The sequence below is a fragment of the Halocynthiibacter namhaensis genome (assembly GCF_000812685.1).
Lineage (GTDB): Bacteria > Pseudomonadota > Alphaproteobacteria > Rhodobacterales > Rhodobacteraceae > Halocynthiibacter > Halocynthiibacter namhaensis.
In genome coordinates this window covers 62032-86121 of sequence record NZ_JWIF01000074.1, presented here as the reverse complement: position 1 = coordinate 86121, position 24090 = coordinate 62032, and the positions used below count along the sequence as shown (strand labels likewise).

Annotated in this window: 23 protein-coding genes and 1 pseudogene; 14 read left to right on the top strand and 10 right to left on the bottom strand. The window is 52.0% G+C overall.

Annotated elements, in window-relative coordinates; translation table 11 throughout:
- Positions 1–227 precede the first annotated feature (227 nt).
- The 4 genes from hflC to rpiA all read right to left on the bottom strand — a co-directional run bounded on the left by hflC (position 228) and on the right by rpiA (position 4596).
- Positions 228–1109, bottom strand: a complete 882-nt coding sequence (hflC, locus tag RJ38_RS16860; protein ID WP_039020032.1) for a protease modulator HflC — start codon at positions 1107–1109, stop codon at positions 228–230.
- Positions 1109–2260 carry an FtsH protease activity modulator HflK gene (gene hflK, locus RJ38_RS16855; protein WP_039020031.1) on the bottom strand — a complete coding sequence of 384 codons (1152 nt, stop codon included), beginning with the start codon at positions 2258–2260 and terminating at the stop codon, positions 1109–1111. Before hflK ends, hflC begins: the two co-directional genes overlap by 1 nt.
- A gap of 129 nt (positions 2261–2389) precedes the next feature.
- Positions 2390–3766 (bottom strand): glutathione-disulfide reductase, encoded by a 1377-nt coding sequence (gene gorA / locus RJ38_RS16850; protein ID WP_039020030.1) that lies wholly within the window; start codon positions 3764–3766, stop codon positions 2390–2392.
- A 47-nt stretch (positions 3767–3813) separates the two neighbouring features.
- On the bottom strand, positions 3814–4596 hold the full coding sequence (gene rpiA / locus RJ38_RS16845) for a ribose-5-phosphate isomerase RpiA (RefSeq protein WP_039020029.1): 783 nt from the start codon (positions 4594–4596) through the stop codon (positions 3814–3816).
- Between the two features lie 221 nt (positions 4597–4817).
- On the opposite strand from rpiA, the gene RJ38_RS16840 reads away from it, so the two are divergent.
- The 3 genes from RJ38_RS16840 (at position 4818) to RJ38_RS16830 (ending at position 8413) form a co-directional block, all read left to right on the top strand.
- Positions 4818–6194: an L-serine ammonia-lyase gene (locus tag RJ38_RS16840; RefSeq protein WP_039020028.1), complete on the top strand. Its 1377-nt coding sequence runs from the start codon at positions 4818–4820 to the stop codon at positions 6192–6194.
- A 148-nt stretch (positions 6195–6342) separates the two neighbouring features.
- The gene (locus RJ38_RS18320; protein ID WP_052245510.1) at positions 6343–7401 is read left to right on the top strand and encodes a Hint domain-containing protein; all 1059 of its coding nucleotides are present in this window, start codon (positions 6343–6345) and stop codon (positions 7399–7401) included.
- Between the two features lie 49 nt (positions 7402–7450).
- Positions 7451–8413: a DMT family transporter gene (locus RJ38_RS16830; protein ID WP_052245509.1), complete on the top strand. Its 963-nt coding sequence runs from the start codon at positions 7451–7453 to the stop codon at positions 8411–8413.
- Here RJ38_RS16830 and RJ38_RS16825 read toward each other — a convergent pair.
- Positions 8355–9083: a thiamine diphosphokinase gene (locus RJ38_RS16825; protein ID WP_039020198.1), complete on the bottom strand. Its 729-nt coding sequence runs from the start codon at positions 9081–9083 to the stop codon at positions 8355–8357. The two genes, RJ38_RS16830 and RJ38_RS16825, sit on opposite strands and share 59 nt — an antisense overlap.
- Before the next feature lie 123 nt (positions 9084–9206).
- Between RJ38_RS16825 and RJ38_RS16820 the strand changes: the two genes are divergently transcribed.
- Entirely contained in the window at positions 9207–11303 is a 2097-nt protein-coding gene (locus RJ38_RS16820) for a prolipoprotein diacylglyceryl transferase (RefSeq protein WP_156121917.1), read from the top strand.
- Positions 11304–11548: 245 nt separating this feature from the next.
- Here RJ38_RS16820 and RJ38_RS16815 read toward each other — a convergent pair whose 3' ends face one another.
- Together RJ38_RS16815 and RJ38_RS16810 are read right to left on the bottom strand one after the other, a co-directional pair.
- Positions 11549–11809 (bottom strand): DUF2842 domain-containing protein, encoded by a 261-nt coding sequence (locus RJ38_RS16815; protein ID WP_039020026.1) that lies wholly within the window; start codon positions 11807–11809, stop codon positions 11549–11551.
- Between the two features lie 11 nt (positions 11810–11820).
- Positions 11821–13116, bottom strand: coding sequence for an adenylosuccinate synthase (locus RJ38_RS16810; protein ID WP_039020025.1), 1296 nt, complete (start codon positions 13114–13116; stop codon positions 11821–11823).
- Positions 13117–13330: 214 nt separating this feature from the next.
- On the opposite strand from RJ38_RS16810, the gene secG reads away from it, so the two are divergent.
- The 10 genes from secG (at position 13331) to RJ38_RS16760 (ending at position 21812) form a co-directional block, all read left to right on the top strand.
- On the top strand, positions 13331–13732 hold the full coding sequence (gene secG, locus RJ38_RS16805) for a preprotein translocase subunit SecG (RefSeq protein WP_039020024.1): 402 nt from the start codon (positions 13331–13333) through the stop codon (positions 13730–13732).
- A gap of 277 nt (positions 13733–14009) precedes the next feature.
- Positions 14010–15653, top strand: a complete 1644-nt coding sequence (locus RJ38_RS16800; RefSeq protein WP_039020197.1) for a CTP synthase — start codon at positions 14010–14012, stop codon at positions 15651–15653.
- A gap of 54 nt (positions 15654–15707) precedes the next feature.
- Positions 15708–16001 (top strand): DUF1330 domain-containing protein, encoded by a 294-nt coding sequence (locus RJ38_RS16795; protein ID WP_039020023.1) that lies wholly within the window; start codon positions 15708–15710, stop codon positions 15999–16001.
- A 173-nt stretch (positions 16002–16174) separates the two neighbouring features.
- The gene (locus RJ38_RS19545; protein WP_039020022.1) at positions 16175–16489 is read left to right on the top strand and encodes an ArsR/SmtB family transcription factor; all 315 of its coding nucleotides are present in this window, start codon (positions 16175–16177) and stop codon (positions 16487–16489) included.
- Between the two features lie 57 nt (positions 16490–16546).
- Positions 16547–16978, top strand: a complete 432-nt coding sequence (locus RJ38_RS16785) for a tellurite resistance TerB family protein (RefSeq protein WP_039020021.1) — start codon at positions 16547–16549, stop codon at positions 16976–16978.
- A 140-nt stretch (positions 16979–17118) separates the two neighbouring features.
- Positions 17119–17919, top strand: a complete 801-nt coding sequence (locus RJ38_RS16780; RefSeq protein ID WP_052245508.1) for an ABC transporter ATP-binding protein — start codon at positions 17119–17121, stop codon at positions 17917–17919.
- 31 nt (positions 17920–17950) lie between these two features.
- A complete protein-coding gene (locus RJ38_RS16775; protein ID WP_039020020.1) occupies positions 17951–18673 on the top strand; it encodes a transporter substrate-binding domain-containing protein in 723 nt (240 codons plus the stop codon).
- An 87-nt stretch (positions 18674–18760) separates the two neighbouring features.
- The gene (locus tag RJ38_RS16770) at positions 18761–19642 is read left to right on the top strand and encodes an ABC transporter permease (RefSeq protein WP_039020019.1); all 882 of its coding nucleotides are present in this window, start codon (positions 18761–18763) and stop codon (positions 19640–19642) included.
- On the top strand, positions 19639–20478 hold the full coding sequence (locus RJ38_RS16765; protein ID WP_039020018.1) for an ABC transporter permease: 840 nt from the start codon (positions 19639–19641) through the stop codon (positions 20476–20478). The genes RJ38_RS16770 and RJ38_RS16765 overlap by 4 nt, the downstream gene beginning before the upstream one ends.
- Positions 20479–20615: 137 nt before the next feature.
- The gene (locus tag RJ38_RS16760) at positions 20616–21812 is read left to right on the top strand and encodes a DegT/DnrJ/EryC1/StrS family aminotransferase (RefSeq protein ID WP_039020017.1); all 1197 of its coding nucleotides are present in this window, start codon (positions 20616–20618) and stop codon (positions 21810–21812) included.
- A gap of 59 nt (positions 21813–21871) precedes the next feature.
- Here the strand turns inward: RJ38_RS16760 and RJ38_RS16755 are convergent, their stop codons facing one another.
- The 3 genes and pseudogenes from RJ38_RS16755 to RJ38_RS16745 all read right to left on the bottom strand — a co-directional run bounded on the left by RJ38_RS16755 (position 21872) and on the right by RJ38_RS16745 (position 24035).
- Complete coding sequence (locus tag RJ38_RS16755; protein WP_039020016.1) at positions 21872–22858, bottom strand: LysR family transcriptional regulator; 987 nt, start codon at positions 22856–22858, stop codon at positions 21872–21874.
- Between the two features lie 26 nt (positions 22859–22884).
- Positions 22885–23426: pseudogene (gene phaR / locus RJ38_RS16750) on the bottom strand (polyhydroxyalkanoate synthesis repressor PhaR).
- Positions 23427–23594: 168 nt separating this feature from the next.
- A complete protein-coding gene (locus tag RJ38_RS16745) occupies positions 23595–24035 on the bottom strand; it encodes a hypothetical protein (protein ID WP_039020015.1) in 441 nt (146 codons plus the stop codon).
- Positions 24036–24090 lie beyond the last annotated feature (55 nt).

Genomic DNA, 24090 nt, shown 5'->3' with positions numbered 1-24090 from the left:
TCCGAAACTCCTTTTCGAGACGCAGACCGATCACGGTGACGCGGCCTTGCTATTCGCCCGACAGATCTTGCCGGGGTTGTCTCTATAGTTTGCTGTCTGGTCCAACTTTTCAACCGCTTTGGTGCAAAAACGGCCTATTATCGGTGGAAAATCGCAAATTCCGCCTATCCAACGAAAAAGGACCGGCAATTCCTTGCCGGTCCTTCTCACATTTTTGAGAGCAGCGCCTATTCTGCCGGGGCCGCGCCTGTTGCGTTGCCGAGATAGTTAAAGAATTCACTGTCAGGTGACAAAACCATGGTGGTGTTGCTGCCTTTCAGGGAAGCTCGGTAAGCGGAAAGCGAGCGATAGAATTCAAAGAATTCTGGATCGGCACCGTAAGCTTCAGCAAAGATCGCGTTGCGCTGCGCATCGGTTTCACCACGGATGATTTCAGATTGACGACGCGCGTCAGACACAAGTTCAACCACAGTACGATCGGCAAGCGCTGTGATCCGCTGGGCGGCTTCACGACCACGGGCACGTTCATCAGTTGCTTCACGCACACGTTCAGCCCGCATACGATCAAAGGTCGCCTGCAAGTTTTCGCGTGGCAAATCCGTACGTTTCAAACGCACGTCGATGACCTCAAGACCGAGGGCCTCTGCTTCGGCAATAGCGGCATTGCGAATACGCAGCATAAGCACGGCACGATCAGAACTCAGGATGTCGTTTGAACTGACCGAACCCAAAATTTCACGCGTTTTCGAGCGCAGGATTGAATCCAAGCGACGTTCACCAGCGGCTTCGCCACCAGCACCAACGGCCAAACGGAACTGGCTGACATCCGCAATGCGGTAACGCGCGAACGCATCAACAACCAAGCGACGATCATCAAGTGGTGTGACCTCAAGCGGTTCAACATCACGCGACAAAATGCGGCTGTCATAACGCACAACGTCATCCATAAACGGCACTTTGAAATAGAGGCCAGGATCCTCTCTCACCTCAACAACGCGGCCAAACCGCAGAACCAGCGCATTTTCGATTTCAGTCACGATATAGGCAGAAGACATGCCAAGGAAAGCTAGGGCTGCCAGGACTGGCAGCAGAAGGGCGGATTTACGCATCAGTTGTTCCCTCCGGTGGAATTGCGGCGAAGTTCATTCAGTGGTAGGTAAGGCACAACACCTTGGCCTGCACCACCCGCGTCACTGTCGAGGATGATTTTATCCACATTGCTAAACACTTCTTCCATTGTCTCAAGGTAAAGACGACGACGTGTTACTTCTGGTGCTTTTTGATATTCGCCAAGAACGGCTGTGAAACGACTGGCTTCACCTTCGGCACCATTGATTTCTTGGGCGCGATAGCCTTCGGCAACTTCCAGAACCTGTGCGGCTTCACCACGGGCTTGCGCCAGGGCGTTGTTCGCATAAGCATCCGCTTCTTTTTGCAGACGGTCGCGTTCTTGTTCCGCAGCTTGCACGTCACGGAAGGCGTCGATTACGCTTTCAGGTGGATCAGCACGGTCAAAGTTGACCCGCACGACATTCACGCCGGAATTATAGCTATCAAGCGTGGATTGAATCAGTTCTTCCAGACGCAGCGCAATAGACGCACGATCCCGGTTCAAAATCGGCGCAAGTTCAGATTGTGCAATGATTTCACGCATCGCGGATTCAGACACAGCCGCAATTGTCAGGTTCGGATCACGCAGATTGAACATGAATTGTGCTGGGTCATTGATGTTCCAAACAACTTGGAAATCAATATCAACGATGTTTTCATCACCCGTCAACATGAGGCCCGCCTCAGAGCCACGTCCGCCAACGCCGATGTCGACGATTTGCTCGCGTGTGACCGGGAACTTATTATAAGAAACAAGTGGCCAAGGGGCAAAGTTCAAGCCGGGTCCACCGGTGGATGAATATTTGCCAAGGAACAGTTCGACCGATTGCTCTTCTGGTTTAACTGTATAGGTACTGGCAACCAGCCAAAGGCCAACTGCAGCCAAGAGGCCCAGAACCACGGCACCTTTGCCGATTTCTGGCGTGGGTCCACTTTCGCCGCCGCCGGTGCGATTGCCACCGCCGCCCATCAGAACACGCAGCTGTTCGCGGCCTTTGTTCATCAATTCGTCGATTTCAGGGATTTGCGGGCCGTCATTGCCCGGACGTTGGCCATTGCGGCCCCCATCATTTTCGCCTTTGTTGCGATCTCCGCCTTTGTTGCGGTCGCCGCCTCCGCCGCCCCAAGGGCCGCCGTTGTTACCTGACATACGGGTTTATTCCCTCTTTGGTCATGTGTAAAAGTTCAACACCCTAAGTGGACGTCTTTTGGGTAAAATTCAAGCCGGGAGGAGGATCTCCGCCCGGCTTAATGCATTTTTATCCGATTTTCGCGCGCTTTATGCGCCGCCAATCACGTGAGACGGCGTTTTCATGGTCACAAGTTCCTCGGCCATCGTTGGATGAACAGCGCAGGTGCGGTCGAAATCTTCCTTGGTTGCACCCATTTTCACAGGAATGCCCGCAAGCTGAATCAACTCGCCCGCGCCGTCCATCACAAGGTGACAGCCCAGAACCGTGCGTTTGTGCTGATCGACCAAAAGCTTCATGAAGACTTTATTCTCGCGCCCGGCAAACCCGGATTGCATGGCTTTGAACGCCGTTGTGTATACTTCCACCGGGCCATGCTCAGCAGCATATGCAACCGCTTCTTCTTCAGTCAGGCCGGTTGTGCCAAATTCAGGCTGTGTGAACACGGCAGATGGCACCAATTCGTGATCCACCGGCGTTGGATTGGCCTTAAACACAGTTTCCACAAAGGCCATACCTTCGCGAATCGCAACCGGCGTTAGGTTGATGCGGTCGGTCACGTCGCCCACAGCATAGATTGAAGGAACAGAGGTCTGGGAATAAGCATCCACCAGCACTTCGCCCTTACGGCCAAGGTTCACGCCGGCCTCAGAAAGACCCATGCCTTTGGTAGCAGGCACGCGACCTGTGCCATACATCACAGCGTCAAAGATTTGGGTGCTGCCATCTTTCCCAGTCACTTCCAGACCGGCATCGGTTTTCACGATCTTCGCCACATCCGCACCCAATTGTAGATCAATACCACGCGATTTCATTGCATCGGCAATATGAGTGGCGGAGCCTTTGTCAAAGCCACGCAGGATCATTTCACCGCGATAGAATTGCGTCACCTTCACGCCCAGACCATGCATGATGCAGGCAAACTCAGAGGCAATGAAACCGCCGCCAACAATCAAAATGCGCTCTGGCAGTTTCTCTTGCAGGAAGATCTCATTCGAGGTGATTGTGTGTTCTGCACCTTCCACATTCGGGGTGAAGGGCGTGCCGCCTGTGGCAACCAGAATATGTTTCGCAGTGATTTCTTGGCCAGTAGATAGGATCACAGTGTGCGCATCTTTGATCGTCGCACGGGCATCGAAAGCCTCAACATTGTTGTTTTTCAGAATGTTGCGATAGATGCCTTCAAGGCGATCCAATTCCGCATGCATTTTCGGATGGAAGACATTCCAGTCGAAATCACCAACGGAGGCATCCCAGCCATAGGCCTGCGCATCCTGCACCAAGTCTTTGTAACCAGATGCAAAAACCATCAGCTTTTTCGGCACACAGCCCCGGATCACACAGGTGCCACCCATGCGATATTCTTCGGCCAAGGCAACTTTAGCACCTTCTGCAGAAGCCACACGCGCAGCACGAACCCCACCAGAGCCCCCGCCAATCACAAATAGATCGTAGTCGAATGTCATGGCGGTATCCTCTCGCGCTAAAACTCGTCAGCCGCTTATATGCGGTTTTATATATCAGAGAACAGGTTGTCGCTTTCACCGGGCGCAGCTGTTTCTTCTGTGATTGTCCCTGCATGTAGATCGCGCAGCTCGATTTTTCCATCCCCATGACCGATCACAACTACGTCACAAATGTCGATGAACAATCCATTCTCAACCACGCCGGGGATTTGGTTCAGCATCAAAGACAGTTGGCGGGCATCGCCTATGCGGTTTAAGTGCAGGTCAAGAATGTGGTTACCCTCATCGCTGAGAAAAGGCGTATCGCCCTTCATGCGCTGTGTCACTTCGCGCCCAAGAACATCCATGCCCACAAGGGTTTCTTCGATCAATGCCTTGGTTGTTTCACCACCAAAGGCCAAGATTTCAACGGGCAAAGGGAAAGCCCCAAGCGTTTCAACAGATTTCGCTGCATCCGCGATCACAACCATCTGATCAGATGCGGTTGCGACGATTTTCTCCTGCAAATGCGCCCCCCCGCCCCCTTTGATCAAGTTGAGATTTGAATCAAACTCATCCGCGCCATCAATCGTCACGTCAAGCCAGCGGGCCTGATCCAATGTGATAACCTTAATGCCCAATCTGCGTGCAAGATCTGCGGTGCGTGTGGAAGTGGGAACCGCTTGAATGTTCAAACCTTCCTCGCGCACACGATCCGCGAGACATTTCACCATCATCGCGGCGGTCGACCCCGTGCCCAGTCCGACCTTCATCCCATCTTCAACATATTGTACCGAACGTTGCGCAGCTACGAATTTAGCTTTCTCGATGGGGGACATATCTTGGGTCATGGGACGACTCTCTGTTGATGTGATGCCGCTTTATACGCAACCTACCCTATCCAGGCGAGAGGGGAAATCAGCCGAAGTCGAATGGAATTGGTAAGGTTTTGTTGCATTTTGGCGCCTTTCTACGCAATGCCCCGTGAATACGTCGCTTTTGGATAATGAAGTGTTCAATCTTCCCATTACACCGAGGCGATCAGGTCTAGGGCCAGTTCTAGGGGGCGCGCGTGTTTCTATCCGTATTCGATATGTTCAAGGTCGGCATTGGCCCATCTTCAAGCCATACAATGGGGCCGATGGTTGCGGCCGCATTGTTCCTAGACAAATTGCGCAGCAGCCCATTCCATGTGGAAGGTCTGCGCGCCTCATTGCACGGATCGCTGGCTTTCACGGGTGTGGGTCACGCAACGGATCGCGCGACCATCTTGGGCCTTGCCGGATTTGTGCCCGATGATTACGACAATGACAAAGCCGAAGAGGCCCTTGCCCAGATCCGTAAGACTCGCAAGATCTCTCCTGACGGATTAGGCACCCTGCATTTCAACATCGAAAAAGACATGATTTTCGATTACGATAACCCCCTGCCCGGCCATGCCAACGCCATGCAACTGATGGCCACGGATGACCAAGGCGATGTGATCCTACGTGAAACATATTATTCAATCGGCGGTGGTTTCGTTCTAACCGCTGATGAATTGGAAAACCCCGCCACAGCGGCTGAACCTGGATCTGAATTCCCTTATCCATTTGAATCCGCAAAAGAAATGCTTGAGATGGCGGTTAAAAGCGGCAAAAGCATTGCTGAGATGAAGCGCGCAAATGAATTGGTAAAGCGCAGCCCGTCTGAACTTGAACAAGGCATTGATCGTCTTTGGAATGTGATGAACGACTGTATCAATCGTGGCTTGGTCACGGATGGCATCCTGCCCGGTGGCCTGTATGTGCGCCGTCGCGCGCAAGGGATCCACGAGGCGCTTCAGGCGGAACGTGGCATCAATCTCGTTGCCCCGCATACCATCAACGACTGGATGAGCGTTTACGCCATGGCCGTGAACGAAGAAAACGCGGCGGGTGGGCAAGTTGTAACGGCACCAACCAATGGGGCTGCAGGTGTTTTACCGGCAGCAATCCGGTATTGGCTTGATCATGTGCCCGGCGCGGTCCCATCCAAGATCGGTGACTTCTTATTGACGGCAGCGGCGATTGGCGGCTTGGTCAAACATAACGCGTCTATTTCTGGTGCCGAAGCGGGCTGTCAGGCCGAAGTGGGATCTGCCAGTGCTATGGCTGCGGCAGGTCTGGCCGCCGTTATGGGGGCGACCCCACAGCAAGTTGAAAACGCAGCAGAAATCGCGCTTGAACATCATCTTGGCATGACATGTGACCCGGTCAAAGGACTCGTTCAGGTGCCCTGTATCGAACGCAATGGCTTAGGTGCAATCAAAGCGGTTTCGGCGGCGTCCCTTGCCCTGCGCGGCGACGGTGAGCACTTTGTCCCCCTTGACAGCGCAATTGAAACCATGCGGCAGACCGGTGAAGACATGCACAATAAGTATAAGGAAACCTCTCTGGGTGGCCTGGCTGTCAACATTCCTAACTGTTGATTTCAAACGAAAACTTAAAATTCCAACATAAACGAATCATTTAAAAATTAATGATTCGTTTATGTTGACGCATTTCCGAGACATGTGTATCAATTTCGTGCGGACAGGCCGCAAAGATGTGTATTTCATAGTTTTCGGGTAAGCAGTCATGGCCATCATCTCTGGCGTCGTCGATTTTTCGAAGTTTTTCGCGATTGATCCGCTTACGCCATCAAGTTTCACCGGTTCCGGCAGTAATAATCTAGCAAATCTGACAGGTATGACCGTTGTTGGGACGGGATTTGATTTGAACGCCACAATGGATGACGCCAACAATAACGGTCAATTGAATGGGAATGACAGTTTAAACGTCACCTTTCCTGGTGACAGCTCTGCCACCACGCTCAACCGTATTAACACGAACGGTATTTCCTCTAGCGGCAGTGGTTTTGGGGCTGGTGCCGATTTTGCCTTCTGGGAAGCGTCAAACGGCGATATGTTCATTCTGTTTTCGGAAGATTTTGATCTCAGTCGAATTTCTGCCACGGGCACGCTGTCCCTAACGGAATCCGAAGCAGCCGGTACGATGGCAGTCTCCGATATCATTTGTTTTGCGGATGGCACGTTGATCAATACGCCATCGGGCGAACGATCCATCGAGACACTTAAAGCTGGTGACTTGGTCAGCGTCCGGAACCAACCCGCACAGAGAATTCAGTGGATCGGATGCAGCACTGTGAACCAAGCCGCTCTGCACACAAATCCCAAATTGCGCCCCATCGTGATTTCACAATGTTCTTTGGGCAATGGTTTGCCATTGCGTGACCTGCGCCTGTCACGTCAACACCGTGTTGTTCTGGGCTCTGCAATCGCTCGGCGCATGTTCGGACAAGATCAAATATTTGTGCCCGCCCATCAGCTGACCTGTATTCCCGGTGTTTTTCAAGACGACAGCTGTGAAGCGGTCAGTTATTATCATATTTTGTTGAAAGAACATGAACTTTTGACCTCCGCTGGTTTGGCCTGTGAAAGCCTATACCTGGGCGATCAAACCCTGACGGCTCTATCCTCCGAGGCACGGCAAGAAATCGCAACCCTTTTTCCAAAATTGCAGCAACACGGGCTTCACAAAGTCGGCGCAGCCAAAGTCAAGAAAGCCCAAGTGCAGCGGTTCGTGCATCGTTCTCTCGCCAATGACAAACCCATGTTCGACGCCTCTGTCATGTGAAAGCCGGAAAGCGGTTGCACCTTTGTGCCGCGCTCCATAGCCTGGCGATATGAGCACACAGACACATCAGCCCGACGCCCAATTTGATCGTCCCCTTCTTGGCATTCTCTTAATGCTCGGCTTTTGCATTTCGGCCCCGGCCGGGGATGCATTTGCGAAAATTCTTGGTGACCGACTTCCGTTGTTGGAACTTGTCATGGTGCGTTTTGCCGCACAAGTCATCCTGCTTCTTCCACTGGTCATGATCCGACGTCTGCCTTGGCGCAGCAGCGGAACGACCTTGTGGTTGGTGATTGCACGCACGGTTCTTCATATCCTCGGCATTGGCATGATGTTCAGCGCATTGCGTTACTTACCCTTAGCCGACGCCATTGCCATCGCTTTTGTCATGCCGTTTATCATGCTGATCCTTGGCCGTTTCGTGTTGAATGAAACCATCGGACGTCACCGAATTTTCGCCTGTATCGTTGGGTTTATCGGTACACTTTTGGTCGTGCAGCCCAGCTTTGCACAGGTCGGCGCACCGGCGTTTCTGCCTCTTGGTGTCGCCGTGGACTTCGCTCTATTCATGTTGGTTACACGCCAGATTGCACGTCAAGCCGACCCCATTGCGTTACAGGCGGTTTCTGGCGGCATTGCATTGCTTATACTCATACCTTTGGCCTTGCTTGGCCTTGTCGCACCGCCCGAAGGTCTGATTGGTGATGCCATCATCTTCAAATCCCCGGAAACCGCTGGAACTTGGGGGTATTTGGCATTGATCGGGGCGTTGGGCACAATCGGGCATTTGCTGATGACCTGGAGCCTACGTTACGCCCCATCCGCAACGCTTGCCCCGATGCAGTATCTCGAGATCCCATTCGCAACCATTATCGGTTGGTTGATGTTTCAGGACTTTCCTAACGGGTTGGCAGCGATTGGAATTCTCGTCACCACATCTGCTGGATTGTATATTATTTGGCGCGAGCAGGCCATCGCACGCCGTGCGACGACACCCGCAGCAGAGAACTAGTAACACGATCTAAATGTTCATTTGGCAGAATCACCAACATGGTGGGCCGATCAACATCCAGCGACACTGCGACCTCCCCTTCCCCAGGCTGCACCTCGTTTGATGTGCCAATTCTAAAGCCTGGCGCGTATTCATGCCCACCCAAAGGCCATCTCAGCCCTTCACTTTCGGCAATAACCAGGGCCAGAGGCATCACAGAAAAACGCGTGCCTGCAGGCAGGTCTAGGTCGATATGGGGCGGGGCAAGAAACAGAATATCTTCGGCGCCGATCAAAATGCAAACCCGTTCTGGAAACGCCAACATTCCGTGCAGCACCGCCAGTTCATGATCAAGCCGCCCCCCTGTGAATCCAACGGCCAAAATCAGCGGCGCATCGATACGGGAAATCGCTTTTTCAAAATCGGTACTATCTTGTTCGGAAATCCGATGCAGACACTCACTTGGAAGTGCGGATAGCAAGTCCGGGGTAAGAGAATCGAAATCGCCTATAACCGCCTCTGGTTGATGATTGGCGTCCAGAATATGAGCTACTCCACCGTCGGCAGCCACAAATTTGCCCGGAAATACTGCTAACAATTCTAACGACTTCGCTGATATTTCGCCCCCTCCCACCAGCAAAACAGGCGCACAATCATATACAATACAGTGGTTTTCAGGTATTTCAGTCATTGTGGAACTGTCCGTCATATTTCCGCCCTAAATTTATACAGGAAAAACCTCGGTTGTGTGCATAATTGTAAACTTCTGCCAGATACGCAGAAAGTGCCGAAAACAAAAGTGAGCTGTATGATCATGAGTTCGAACAAAATCTTGACCGTTTCTTATGGGACGTTTTCATGCACATTGGAAGGATTTGAGGATTCATTTACGACGATGAAATTGATCACGGAACATTTCCGTGAAATTGCGACCCAAGATCCGTCATTTGGCACCTCCGAAATGCGGCATGATCTGGATGTTCTTGCGGCTGTGGCAGCCGGGGACGACGGCGCCCATCCCACTGATCATATCGTGGCAGAACTTGGTCCGGATGATCATGTTACCCTACGCGCGCAGCCCCTTAACGTTGAAAATACGCCCACGTCGGCACATGACGACGACGTCCCATTAGAAGACGCGCCGGTATTGGCACCAGCCGATCCGATTCTGACGGAAAACACCTCACCTGCCCCCCTTTCCGAACTTCATCAGACAGATGATGATAGCGATCAAGAAACTGCGCAAACCGAGGCCCCGCAAGAACATTCAAGCGATGACAATGCCATAGAATCAGTCTCTGCATTGGACAAGCTCGAACGCATTCGCGCGGTTGTCGCCCGCAACACAGACGCATTACCGCCCAACGAGTTCTCTGAAGATCAACACGCAGCAGCATCCGCCACAGTTTCGCCCCCAACGCCCGACATCGCAGCGGCGCTGGAAGACATGTATTCCAATGATAACGGCACCCCAGTTTCCAACGAAAATCAGTCGCAAAGTTTGGACGGTGCGTCCGAAGAATATGTCGATATTGACGCGAGCCCTTCAGCCCCGGAAAGCGCGGACCCAAAAAACCCAGATATGGACACTCAAACCCGCGAAGTATCCGCTAAACCGGAAACCCGCATTCAAGCGATTGAGGCCAAGACCACACCCCATGAAGCCACACAGTCCACATTCGAGGGACCTGAGGCAAGCGACGCAGCTCTCACGGAGCAAAACGACTTCGCGGAAAAAGCCAAAACAGCCAAACCTGAAACGGTTATCACGACGCTAGAATCCGAAGAAGATGCGGGTGATCTTGCTGTGCCTCTCATCTTGGATCAGGTTGTCTCCGACCTTCCAGACACTGATGAAGAGGAGGCCGCAACAGATGGTAAAACGCTGCCTATCTTGCTGTTAACCCCAAATGATGCGCCATCGAATAAAGATGCTGTCGTTCCCTCAGATAATCAGGCGCCTGAAGAACAAGGTTTCGACGATTTGGCCGCAGCCACCCCTGACGCCGGATCACTTTCGGAGGCCGCGGAAGCGGATCTCATCCGGGAGTTATCACAATTATCCGATGATGATATGCAAGAGAGTGACCCTGCAACACTCGACCGATCTCATATCGACGCCGCGCAGGACAGATTGGATCATCCTCTTGCACGCGACGACGGTGAAACACCGAATGAACACGATGTGTCCGTCAGCCGTCTGATCGATGAGACCAATTCCCAACTTGAAAATCCTGACGGTCAGAACAGGCGATCTGCGATCTCACATTTGCGCGCGGCTGTGGCTGCAACTGTTGCCGATCGGCGCATCCGTCGCGTCCCCAATCAAGACGAAGATATTGAAGCCTATCGTGCGGATCTGGCTTCGGTTGTTAAACCAACCCCAGACCAAGGCCGTGCGCGTCGCGTCAAACCTTCTGATCAGGCCGATCGCAATGATACCCGCCCGCCGCCATTGATTCTGGTGTCCGAGCAACGTATTTCCACCCCGTCAAACGATGATGCGGCTCATTCTGACGTTCCGGTTTCAAAAGCTTCGCAAGTGCAGCCGATCACTCCACGGCGCGTACAACGCAGCTCGATTGCACTTGACTTGGCGAGCCTCGAAGTCGTTCAGGATGAGGCTTTGACATCCCCTTGGGAGAATTTCCAGAGCTTCGCAGATGACAAAGGCGCTGAGAACTGTGGCGAGTATCTGGAAGCGGCGGCCGCATGGCTTACTTGGATTGAGGGGCACGCGCAATTCAGTCGTCCGCAAGTGATGCAATTGGTTGCAAGCGTCATGGACGAGGGCAGCTTCAGTCGCAAAGATAGTCTACGCGCCTTCGGAAATCTGGTGCGCGCCCAAGTGCTTGTCCGGGCCAGCCGTGGCCTGTTCAGCATTTCGGAAACATCACAATTTCATCCATAAATCGTGCCGCGAAAACTGATTTGGTCGCTTATGCAAGTACAGCGTCGCATTGCCTGCGGCCGATATAAGTTCATGAACCGGCAGCTTGATCTTGAGAGTACCGCGTCCCAGAACAGTTCAGGAAGTCACCTGTGCGTTAAGTAAGTTCATACGCAATTGGTCCGTGATGTCATCGCAGTAGGATAGATACAAAAAAGCGCCACAAAGGGCGCTTTTCTTGGTGTTTTCATTAAGGCATGCGCCCTTCACTCAGATACGTCAGCGACTTTAACAGTGACGTCCGATGGTGTTTCCGCATCTGGATCAGCTTTGCCAACCCCCATAAACACGGGCTTAAACGGCACAACCCAAAGCACCCCCAACAAGATGTACACAGCCAATTCCAATACAAATGGAAGGCGCGGCAACATCCCCATGATCGTAACAGCTGCAATGATATAAAATGGCATCCATATCAAAAGCAGGAACAGTGCCAGACGCCTACGCGTTTTATATGTCAGAGACATGTGTCGTTTCCTCAGTCTTCAAACGGATCAGTTACAAGGATGGTATCTTCACGTTCGGGAGATGTCGACAACATTGCCACAGGACATTCGATCAATTCTTCAACGCGTTTTATGTATTTAATCGCATTGGCAGGCAGATCGTTCCAGCTGCGCGCGCCTTCTGTGGTTTCAGACCAACCTGGCATCTCTTCATAGATGGGTTTGCAACGTGCTTGTTCGTCGGCGGCGGTTGGAAGATAGTCCAATGCTTTGCCATCAAGGTCATAGCCGACGCAAATTTTCAGAGTTTCAAATCCGTCCAGAACATCAAGCTTTGTAAATGAAATGCCTGTCACACCGGAGGTCGCACAGGTTTGACGAACCAAAGCTGCATCAAACCAACCGCAGCGACGCTTACGACCCGTGACTGTGCCAAATTCATGACCACGGGTACCGAGGCGCAGGCCATCTTCATCATCCAATTCAGTCGGGAACGGACCTTCGCCAACACGTGTGGTATAAGCCTTCACGATACCCAGAACGTAATCAATCGCGCCTGGCCCCATACCAACACCTGTTGCCGCTTGGCCAGCAATCACGTTGGAGGACGTCACAAAAGGATATGTGCCGAAATCAATATCCAAAAGCGCGCCTTGCGCACCTTCAAACAAGATTCGCTTGCCCGCTTTGCGTTTCTCATTGAGAACTTTCCAAACCGGCGCAGCATAAGGCAGAATCTCTTTCGCGATTTCCTTGAGTTGCGCAACCAGCGCATCGCGGTCAATGGCTTCGATACCCAGACCTTTGCGCAGCGGATCATGGTGCTGAAGTGCGCGGTCAACGCGGGCTTCCAAAGTTGCATCGTCAGCCAGATCAGCAACACGCACGGAACGACGACCAACTTTATCTTCATATGCTGGGCCAATGCCGCGACCGGTTGTGCCGATCTTGGTGCCTTTAGACGCAATTTCTTCACGCGCCCGATCAAGTTCGCCATGAATTGGCAAAATCAACGGCGTGTTTTCTGCGATCATCAAAGATTCGGGCGAAATTTCAACGCCTTGACCACGAATGGATTCGATTTCTTTGATCAAGTGCCATGGATCAAGCACCACGCCATTACCAATAACTGAAAGCTTGCCACCACGCACGACACCAGAAGGCAGCGCGTTCAGCTTATAAACTTTCCCGTCGATGACCAGTGTATGGCCCGCATTATGACCGCCTTGAAAACGTGCGATGATATCCGCGCGCTCTGAAAGCCAGTCAACGATCTTGCCTTTTCCTTCGTCGCCCCATTGGGCGCCGACTACGACAACATTGGCCATGATATTTCCACCTGTTCTGCAGATATGTAAGTAAACCGAAGCCCCTATAACGTCTGCGCCGCCTCCCGGCTACCGTTAATATGACGCAGAGGGCGCAATTTCGACCAGATCGGAACAAGATCAAACAGAATTTCCGTTCCGCCCAAGCACAGGGGTTGCGGGGAACGTCGCTTGCGCATAAATAAGCACAACTCACATTCGCAAGGCCTGCTCCATGGAAAACGTACTTCTCGTCATTCTTCTGATCGTCGCATTCTGCTTGATCGTTGTTGTTCTGCTTCAACGCTCTGAAGGCGGTGGCCTTGGGATGGGCAGTGGCGGCGGTGCCGGTGGTGGCGCAATGTCCAGCCGTGCAGCGGCAACCGCGCTTGGGAAATTGACCTGGCTATTTGGTATCGCGTTCTTCGCGGCTTCAATTGCCCTGACAATCTTTGCTGCGAAAAACTCCAATGGTGGTTCTGTGATTGACCAAATCGGAGGCACCGCGCCTACGACGGTTGAAATTCCTGACAATCCACTTGGTGAAGGGTCTTTGCTGCCACCTTCAACCGGTGATGCAGGCTTAGTTCCTGAATATGTTACCCCAGTAACAGAAACGCCCGCAGCCAGCGAGTAAACCGAAGAACCTCTTCGGCTTGCACCAAAACATATGAATTCTTTTGGGGTGCTTGCGCCCCAAAATGACATCCTACAACCACAATAACTTGATTCGGGGCGTTTGTACCCCACAGTATCTTGCGTTTTGCTTTCGGCGGAATTTTGTATTTCTCGATGGTTTGGCGGTGCTGGCCATTGCCAGATTGCCCCGAATCCGCTATATGACAAACCCCGTGATACTGTGGTTTTTGAAGCCTCAGATCAGTCAATTATCATCACGGGGAGCGCCAGCGCCAATGGCCAAATTTGTCTTTATCACAGGTGGAGTTGTTTCAAGTCTCGGCAAGGGTCTTGCATCTGCTGCCTTGGGCGCGTTGCTTCAGGCACGTGGCTATACGGTACGTCTGCGCAAGCTTGATCCTTATCTGAACGTTGATCCAGGCACTATGTCACCGTTTGAACACGGCGAAGTTTTTGTCACCGATGATGGTGCAGAAACCGATCTGGACCTTGGGCATTATGAACGGTTCACCGGCGTTGCGGCACGCAACACTGATTCTATCTCGTCGGGCCGCGTTTATTCCAACGTCTTGGCCAAGGAACGCCGTGGCGATTACCTGGGGAAGACCATTCAGGTGATTCCGCATGTGACCAATGAGATCAAAGATTTCATCAACATTGGCGAAGATGAAGTTGATTTCATGCTGTGCGAAATTGGCGGCACTGTAGGCGACATTGAAGGTCTGCCCTTTTTTGAAGCGATCCGTCAGTTTGCCAATGATAAACCACGTGGTGATTGCGTGTTTATGCACTTGACGCTGTTGCCATATATGGCGGCCTCGGGTGAATTGAAGACGAAGCCAACCCAGCACTCTGTAAAAGAATTGCGCTCTATTGGGATCGCGCCGGATGTGTTGGTCTGTCGTTCGGAAGGGCCAATTCCTGCAAAAGAACGTGAAAAACTTGCCCTGTTCTGTAATGTGCGTCCAGATTCTGTGATTGCAGCACAGGACATGAAGTCCATCTATGAAGCGCCGCTGGTGTATCATCGCGAAGGCCTGGATCGCGCGGTTTTGGCTGCCTTTGATATGGCCCACGCCCCTGCCCCGAAGTTGGATCGCTGGAACGATGTGCATGAACGTATCATCAACGCCGAAGGCCAAGTGAAAATCGCCATCGTTGGCAAATACACCCAACTTGAAGATGCGTATAAGTCTATCGCCGAAGCCCTGACCCATGGTGGCATGGCAAATCGGACCAAGGTGAAAATCGAATGGGTCGATGCGGAGCTGTTTGATCAAGAAGATGCCACCCCATACCTGCAGGGTTTCCACGGCATCTTGGTGCCTGGCGGCTTCGGTGAACGTGGCACAGAAGGCAAAATCAAAGCGGCGCAATATGCCCGCGAAAACAAAGTGCCTTATCTTGGCATTTGTCTCGGCATGCAAATGGCTGTGATCGAAGCCGCGCGTAACAAAGCCGGCCTGACGGATGCGGGTTCTGAAGAGTTCGACCATGAGTCCGGCGAGAAGAGGTTTGAGCCCGTGGTCTATCACCTGAAAGAATGGATCCAAGGCAACACCAAGGTGCAACGCAAAGCCGACGATGAAAAAGGGGGCACCATGCGCTTGGGCGCATATGATGCAACCCTTGTTAAAGGCTCACGCGTGGCGCAGGCTTACGGCGGCACCGCGATCGAGGAACGCCACCGCCATCGTTATGAAGTTGATGTAAAATACCGCGAACAACTCGAAGCATGTGGTTTGCAATTTTCGGGCATGTCGCCAGATGGACGTCTGCCTGAAATCGTAGAATGGAAAGACCATCCTTGGTTCATCGGCGTGCAATTCCACCCAGAGCTTAAGTCTAAGCCATTCGAACCCCATCCATTGTTCGCTGACTTCGTCCGAGCTGCCATGGACACCTCTCGTCTCGTTTAACACGCTGCCCCGCCCGATCCGTCCGGCGGGGCTTTTCTTTGGAAGGATGTGAATATGCCGAAAGCTTATTGGGTTGCCCATGTAGATGTAGCTGATCCAGCTGCCTATGAGGCCTATCGCACAGCCAACGCAGAACCGTTCGCGAAATACGGCGCCAAATTTCTGATCCGTGGCGGGGCTGGCGAGGTTATGGAAGGGCAAGCAAAGGCGCGTCATGTCGTGATAGAATTCACCGACTATGAAACTGCGATGGCCTGTTACCAAAGCCCCGAATACCAAGCGGCAAAAGCGTTGCGTGATCCTGTATCACAAGGGGATTTGGTTATCGTCGAAGGCTATGGAGAGTAAAGGCTTCGGGTCTACCCCCCCTAGTTTTCTAGTTTTCTAGTTTTCTAGTTTTCTAGTTTTCTAGTTTTCTAGTTTTCTAGGAAAATGGTGAGATGCATGCAGACACAACAGTTTATTCCGATTTACGGGAAATTAACCACAGGTAGTGATGATCTCTGCAAAAGGAGACATAAATGCACACTTGTGAAAACAGCGACCTAGCTTCGGCTTTAGGCGCATTATCTCACCCGCGTCGAATAAAGATTTTTCGCCTGCTATCTGAAGCGCGGGGAAGCGAGTTAAACTTTTCGCGTATTCAAGCTGAAACGCAGATAAACGACAGCTCACTTGTCCACCACCTCCGCGAAATGGAACGGAAATGGCTTGTCACGCGGCAACGCAAAGGCCTTGAGACATGGTATAAGCTATCTCCTGACACCCTACGACATTCGATGGATTTGGTTTTCGAAATTCTGAACAAACGATACCAATCTGCCTGCGCGGCGTAACGCGCATATTTAAAAACAATATTGGCACCACAAATAATTCATGCATATATCTTTGGTATGTTTGCTGATCTACTGCGCCGTATGACGGCCCCCGCCCCTGCCCCCCTGTCAGCCCCCGATGCGCGCCTGGCGCTCGCGGCCCTATTGGTGCGTGTTGCACGCAGCGATGGCGACTATGCTGACAGCGAGGCCCGGGAAATCACACGACGCCTTGCTGATCGTTATCAACTCAACGAATCCGCTGCCTTACAGCTTCGCCACGATGCAGAAACCCTAGAAAGCGAGGCGCCTGATACCGTGCGTTTCACTCAGGCAATCAAAGACGCTGTCAAACACGAAGCACGTCTTGAAATTATGGAAACCCTTTGGGCCATCGCCCTTGCAGACGGTGAACGAGACGCACAAGAAGACACGCAGTTGCGCCTGGTCGCCAATCTACTTGGTCTAAGTGACGTTGATTCTGCCAAAGCCCGTCAGCGCGTGCAATAAGAGTAAACAGCAGTATTGAGCCAAAATATTCATCTGACAAATAAAACGCTCCGAGAAACATCCGATTTGGCGTTGCAATCAATGTGGTTTTCAGGACTAATCCCCGGCAACCCAAACAGTTGCGCTCAGAGATATAAAACGTGAATAAAACCGAATCTTCCGATACCCCACAGGCCGAGCCTGTTATCGAAATCCGTGACCTGCACAAAGCCTATGGTCAGCTGGAAGTGTTGAAAGGTGTTGATATTCACGCAAACCGCGGCGATGTGGTGTCACTGATTGGGTCATCCGGATCAGGTAAATCGACGCTTTTACGTTGTTGTAACTTGCTCGAAGATAGCCAACAGGGTGAAGTCCTGTTTTGCGGTGATCCCGTGCGCTGGAAGGGTGTAGGTCATGATCGTCGCCCTTCCGATAAAGATCAAATACGCGAGATGCGGACCAATCTTTCTATGGTTTTCCAACAGTTCAACCTTTGGTCCCATATGACGATCCTGCAAAACGTCATGGAGGCACCGATTACTGTATTGGGGCGCGATAAGGCCGAGGCTGAAGCCTCTGCGCGCAAATACCTCGACAAAGTGGGCATTGGCGACAAATGTGATGCTTGGCCCGCGCAGCTTTCTGGTGGCCAACAACAACGTGCCGCCATCGCGCGCGCCTTGTGCATGGAACCCAAAGCCCTACTTTTTGATGAACCAACATCCGCGCTTGATCCTGAACTAGAACAGGAAGTTGTAAAAGTTATCAAATCCTTGGCCGAAGAAGGGCGCACAATGTTGATTGTGACGCATGACATGAAAATGGCCCATGATGTGTCTGATCACGTCGTGTTTTTGCACCAAGGCCGCATTGAAGAACAAGGCGCGCCAGCCGACCTGTTCAAAAACCCACAAACCGAACGTCTGCAACAGTTCCTAAGCGCAACGACTGCAGACTAACAATAACGCGCTTAACTTTCGGGAGAGAAAAATGAAAAAACTGATCCTATCCGCTGCAACCCTGGCCCTTATGACCGGCATGGGTGTTGCTGACACTGTTCGTCTTGGCACTGAAGGCGCATACCCTCCATATAACTTCATCGACGACAACGGCGAGATCGCTGGTTTTGAACGTGAAGTGGGTGACGAGCTGTGCAAACGCGCGGAACTGGAATGTGAATGGGTGATCAACGAGTGGGATTCAATTATTCCAAACCTTGTGTCCGGCAACTACGACGCAATCATCGCGGGCATGTCCATCACCGACGAACGCGACGAAGTCATTGATTTCACACAAAACTACACACCTCCTTCAGCATCTGCCTATATGGCGACATCTGCCGACGTTGACGTGTCGACCGCTGTGATTTCCGCACAGGCCGCAACTATCCAGGCGGGTCACGTTGCTGAATCTGGCGCAACATTGGTTGAATTCGCAACACCTGACGAAACTGTTGCGGCTGTGAAAAACGGCGAAGTTGACGCTGTATTTGCAGACGAAGACTACGTAAAGCCAATCGCAGCTGAATCCGGCGGTGAGCTGATGATCGTTGGCGACCTTGTCCCACTTGGTGGTGGCATCGGCATGGGCCTGCGTGAATCTGATGGTGAATTGCGCGCGAAATTTGATGCTGCTATTCAGACCATGAAAGACGACGGCACATTGAACGCTCTGATCACTCAGTACTTCGGTGACGAAGCGCAAACATTCTAATTTGCGTCGAAATATTGGGGGAGGCCACGCAGGCCTTCCCCTTTTTTGAACACCATTGTTCAATCTGCTCCTACCGATGGCACCCTGATGTTTTCTTACTGCGCTGACCCCTCATTGATCGAAGGCTGGGCCTGGATCAGTTGTTACATGACAACGACCAAGCACCTGACTGCCTTTTCATCGATCTTCACCGTGCTACTGTTGCTTGCGATCACGGCCCCTGTCGCTTTGCTTTTTGGCTTTGTTGGCGCGACCGCAGCCCGTTCGCATTTCGCCCCTCTGCGCTGGTTGGGCAAGACATATTCCGCAGTTGTGCGCGGCGTGCCAGATATCGCATTCTTCCTATTTTTCGTCATCGCCCTTGATCAAGGGATTGAGTGGCTGCGTCACAAAATCAAATGCCCCGATTGGCCCGATGCCATTCGTCAGGGGAATGATTTTGTCGTCTGTAGCGCTGCCAAAATGCCCTTATCCGAATCTTCGACCTTCGTGCACCAAAGCTATGGGTTTTCGCTGGCAGTCTTGACCTTTGCCATCGTGTTTGGCGCCTTTGCGGCCAATGTTCTATATGGCGCTATGGGGGCTGTGCCCCGCGCCCAAATGGAAACCGGCGAAGCTTATGGCATGTCAAACCGTCAAACTTTCTGGCGCATCCTAGTGCCACAAATGTGGGTTTACGCCCTGCCCGGCCTGTCCAATCTATGGATGATCCTAATCAAAGCCACCCCCCTACTGTTCCTACTTGGGGTGCGTGATGTTGTGTATTGGGCAAAAGAGCTGGGTGGGCTTAAAACCAACGCGTTTGCCTATCCGCACCCAGATTGGCGGCTGTGGTATTTCCTTGGTCTGCTCGTGTTCTATCTCACCCTGACCAAACTCAGTGAACTCATCCTAAATCGCGTGATGGCACGCCTCACACACGGCCAAGCCACTGCCGGGGGCGAAGCCGCAAGAAAGGCCACATCATGAGCTGTTGGGACACTGTACAAAGCTATGCTTTCCGCTCGTTGGGCTATGGCGAACGCCTGTTGCCCAAGTCAGATTTTACGCTGTGCGATCAATTCACCCTGATTGGGTCCGGCATGATCTGGAATGTCTATTTCGGTGTTTTGGCGCTGTTCTTTGGATTTTTCATGTCCACCGCCGTGGCTTTGGGAAAGTTCAGTAGTAATCCATGGTTCCGCAAACCGGCCGAGATTTTTGTATTTATTTTCAGGGGGTCCCCCCTGTTTATCCAATTTTTCCTAGCTTATGAAACCTTCGTGTTGCTGCCAAAACTGGGCATGGACATTAACCTCGGATTCGCAGAAATCACCGTTGAAACCCGTTGGCTGACCAAAGCTTGGATGGGCGCGCTGATTGTGCTGTTCCTCAACACGTCCGCCTATGCCGGCGAGATTTTCTATGGAGCGTTGAAATCCATCCCCAAGGGCGACATTGAGGCCGCAGATGCCTATGGGTTATCAGGCTGGGCACGGTTTCGCCGCATCATTTTCCCAACCATGCTGCGCTTGGGTTGGCCTGGATATACCAACGAAGCAATCTTCATGTTCCATGCGACAACATTGGTCTTCTTCTCAAGCTTCCCCGCCTGGCGTCAGCAGGGCGACGCGTTGTATTACGCAAGTTACTTCGCGGATAAGACGTTCAATCCCTTCGTCCCCTACCCAATTTTGGCATTTTACTTCATCCTCCTGACCCTCGTGGTCATCGGAATTTACGGATGGATCAACAAAAGGTTGAACCGGCATCTGCCGTCAAACAGCCGACAGAAGATCAAATACCGCCCAAAGCTGATCCGCTAAGCAAAATACGGCCCAAAAACCACAAAGCCGCAAGGGAATGACACCTCTTGTGGCTTTTTCTATGGATTTCTCAGCACCCCCTACTTATTGTTTTTCTGAAGTAAGAATTTAGAATTTCGAAAAGAGAGGCGACCGTCATGAAAGATACCGCAGTTCAGGCCCCAAACGTATACAACGCCGAACCCATCCCTGAAGCCGCCCGCGCCGAAATTGACCGCCTGCTAAAATCTGGCGATCTGTTCCGCTACACCGCCCCGGAGAATTCCCCAGTGGCCCTTCTAGAACAGGAATTCGCAGAGTTTATGGGCACAAAATACGCCCTAGCTGTATCCTCCTGCTCTGCCGCATTGTTCCTGTCTCTTAAGGCACTGCAATTGCCCCGAGACGCCCGTGTGTTGATCCCAGCCTTCACCTTCGCAGCTGTGCCCTCTGCAGTTGTCCACGCTGAATGTAAGCCAATTCTTGTTGAGGTCGGCGCCAACTACCGCGTGAATCTAGATGATTTCAAAGCCAAACTAACGCCTGAGACGAAAGCCGTCATCATTAGCCACATGCGCGGCCACACATCCGACATGGACGCAATCATGGCGCTTTGTGACGCGGCAAACATCCCTGTAATTGAAGACGCGGCCCATTCCCTTGGCACACTTTGGAATGGTACAAAGATCGGCACGATTGGCAAAATCGGCTGCTTCTCGTTCCAATCCTACAAGTTGATCAACGCAGGCGAAGGCGGCATTCTTGTCACCGATGATGCTGATCTTGTGGCACAGGCCGTGATCATGTCAGGCGCCTATGAACACAACTGGAAAAAGCATCCGGTTCTGCACGATGCATTCGAGAAATGGCAAAACAAGCTGCCACTTTATAACCTGCGTATGCAAAATCTTTCCGCTGCTGTGATCCGCCCACAAATTGCCGAAGTACCGCGCCGTGTGGAAGATGGTCGTGGCAACCATGATTATGTTGCTGAGGGCCTGAATCAATCTGCATGGCTTGATGTTCCCCCAGCCCTTGCGCCGGAACTACGTGCCCCTGATTCAATTCAGTTTAACCTCGTGAATTTCACCGCAGAAGAAACGCAGGCCTATGTCGCCGCGTCTTCCGAACAAGGGGTTGCCGTACAAGTGTTTGGCACCACAGAGAACAACGCACGCGCCTTCTGGAATTGGCAGTTCATCGATGACCAAGGCGAGTTGCCCATGACCCGCAAGATGCTAATGAGCGCCTGTGATGTACGACTGCCTGCACGCCTGAAGCGGGACGAATTGGATTATATCATTAACGCTCTGACACGCGCTGCGGACCTGGTAAATCTAACGTGTAAATCTTAACAATGCTGCGACACAATGATCCTGTCTTTGCGTCGCAGCCCCTCAGCTCTGGTCTATGGTTAACACTTGGGTTCAAGAATTCTCTGCTGATCGCCAAGCCAAGGCATATGCTGACGGGCCTGATCAATCGTCACACGCTGCAACAGATTCCGCAAACGGCAGGCGACCTGCGCCGGAATTTCGCCCAGTACATCGCGCCGCGCATATAGAGAAATAGTGCGAGACAGAGGCGCAAAAGGCAGTGGGAATAAATCGACACCATCATGAAATCTTTGAGCACGTAAAAAGCCCAGTGGGGTTAGGATACTCCACCCTGCCCCTTGGGAGACCATCGACATAATCGCATGATAACTGTCCAGCTCAAAGCGGTGAGAAAGTCGTAGATTTTGCTGCGCGAGATGCGCGGAAATTTGGCGCCCCATTACATGGCGTGGCGTGTATTGAATCAATGGAAGATTTCCCAAAGCATTAATGAAGGCGGCCCCTTCAAGGCCTTGCTTCACCACCCCCCTGGGCACCGCAACGATGAAGGGTTCTTCCATCAATGGGTGCACCTCCATCCAGTCCGCAGCAGCCCCCATATCGGCGGCCACAATCACGTCCAACGCACGCGAATCCAATAAATCATTCAATTTATGGCTTGCACCAGTTTCCAGTAAAAACTGGCAATCCGATAAATCTGACGCCATCTCTGATAACAGCGCTGGCGTCACGTCTGCGTCGAAATCTTCAATAATTCCAATGCGAAAGCGCGTCAGCGTTGAGAAATCTGAACTGGCAAGTTCTACCCTTGCTTGCTCGGCCTCGTTCAAGATCACCAAGGCACGCCGACGAAACATTGCACCTGCCGGTGTCAAGCTGACGGGTCTCGTGGACCGGTCCAACAGGACAGCACCTAGGGCCGTTTCCAAGCTTGATAACTGTTGTGACACCGCAGACGAACTGGCCCCCACACGCCGAGCCGCAGCAGAAATCGCGCCTTCGTCTGCGGTGGCCAAGAAGATTTCAATGGCCCAGAGGGTAACTTTCCCCGAACTTTCAACCATCCAGATTTCCCCTGAAAGAGATAGGGCTATTTCCCAATTTTGCTCATCATAGCTTGAAGTTCAGCAAGCTGTTCTTTGATTTGCGCCAGTTCACCTTCGTTGCTACCTTCGGCAGGCGTCGCCTCTGGGGTGACGACACCAGCTGTCATCGTCTTCATGAACGCCTCTTGTTGGGCTTTCATAATCTCAAATCCAGGCATGTTGGCCATCGGATTCATCGTGCCTAGGTTTTCCATCATCTGGGACTGACCATCGCGCAACATCTCAAAACTTGAGGCCAAAAAGTCAGGCACAACGCTTTGCGCATGGTTGGTGTAACTGCGCACAAGGTCAGTCAACACATTGATCGGCAACATATTTCACCGCGACTTTCGCGTTCTGCAATGATTTGCAATAGATACTGTCGGGTAAGATCATCGCCACTTTTGAGATCAATGATCTGCACTTCACGCCCCGCCTGAATAAACCCCGCGATGTCTTCAAGCGTCACATAATCACTGGTTTCTGTGTTATACAGGCGCCTGCTGGCGTAGCGTTTAATCAACAATGGCTTGGCAGTCTGGCCCACATTCTTCCCCTTTTATACTTTGCACATCCTTATCACGGATCTTCTGCAGTGCAGAGAAGATTATGCGAGCTGCACACAAATGCAAGAAAAAGAAAAGGCAGCCTATGAAAGGCTGCCTTGAACATCGCGTACCGAAGGGAGGAGGAAACGGCGCGATATGTAAACGTATTACTTGCTTGCGGCTTTCGCAGCTTTTGCAACACCGTCAGTTGCTTTTTTCACAGCAGCAGAAGCATCTTCACCAGCTTCTTTGCCAGCTGCCATCATCAGTTCAACAGTTTCCATTTGAACTTTTTTGGCAACTTCAGCGAATGCAGCCATGTTTTCTGCAGCCAGTTCGGTGGATGCAGAAGCGAAATCCGTAACGGACTTGCCATAGTCAGCGGGTTCTGCTTTTGCAGCTGACATGTCGCCAGCTTTGGTCAAAGCTTCAGTTGTCCACTTGCTGGAGATCTCTGCAGATTTTTCAGCCGCTGAAAGAGCAACTTTTGACATCTTTTCGGCAAATGCTGCGTTGTTTTTAAATGCAGCTTCAAAAGCTGACGTGTCCATTGGGAAATTGCCCATGAAATCCTGCATGGTTTTGGTGAAGTCAGGTGTTTTAGCCATTGTATAAGCTCCGTGTTTGCGGGCGTAAGAAGGGAGGAAAGCGCCGCCCGCTGAA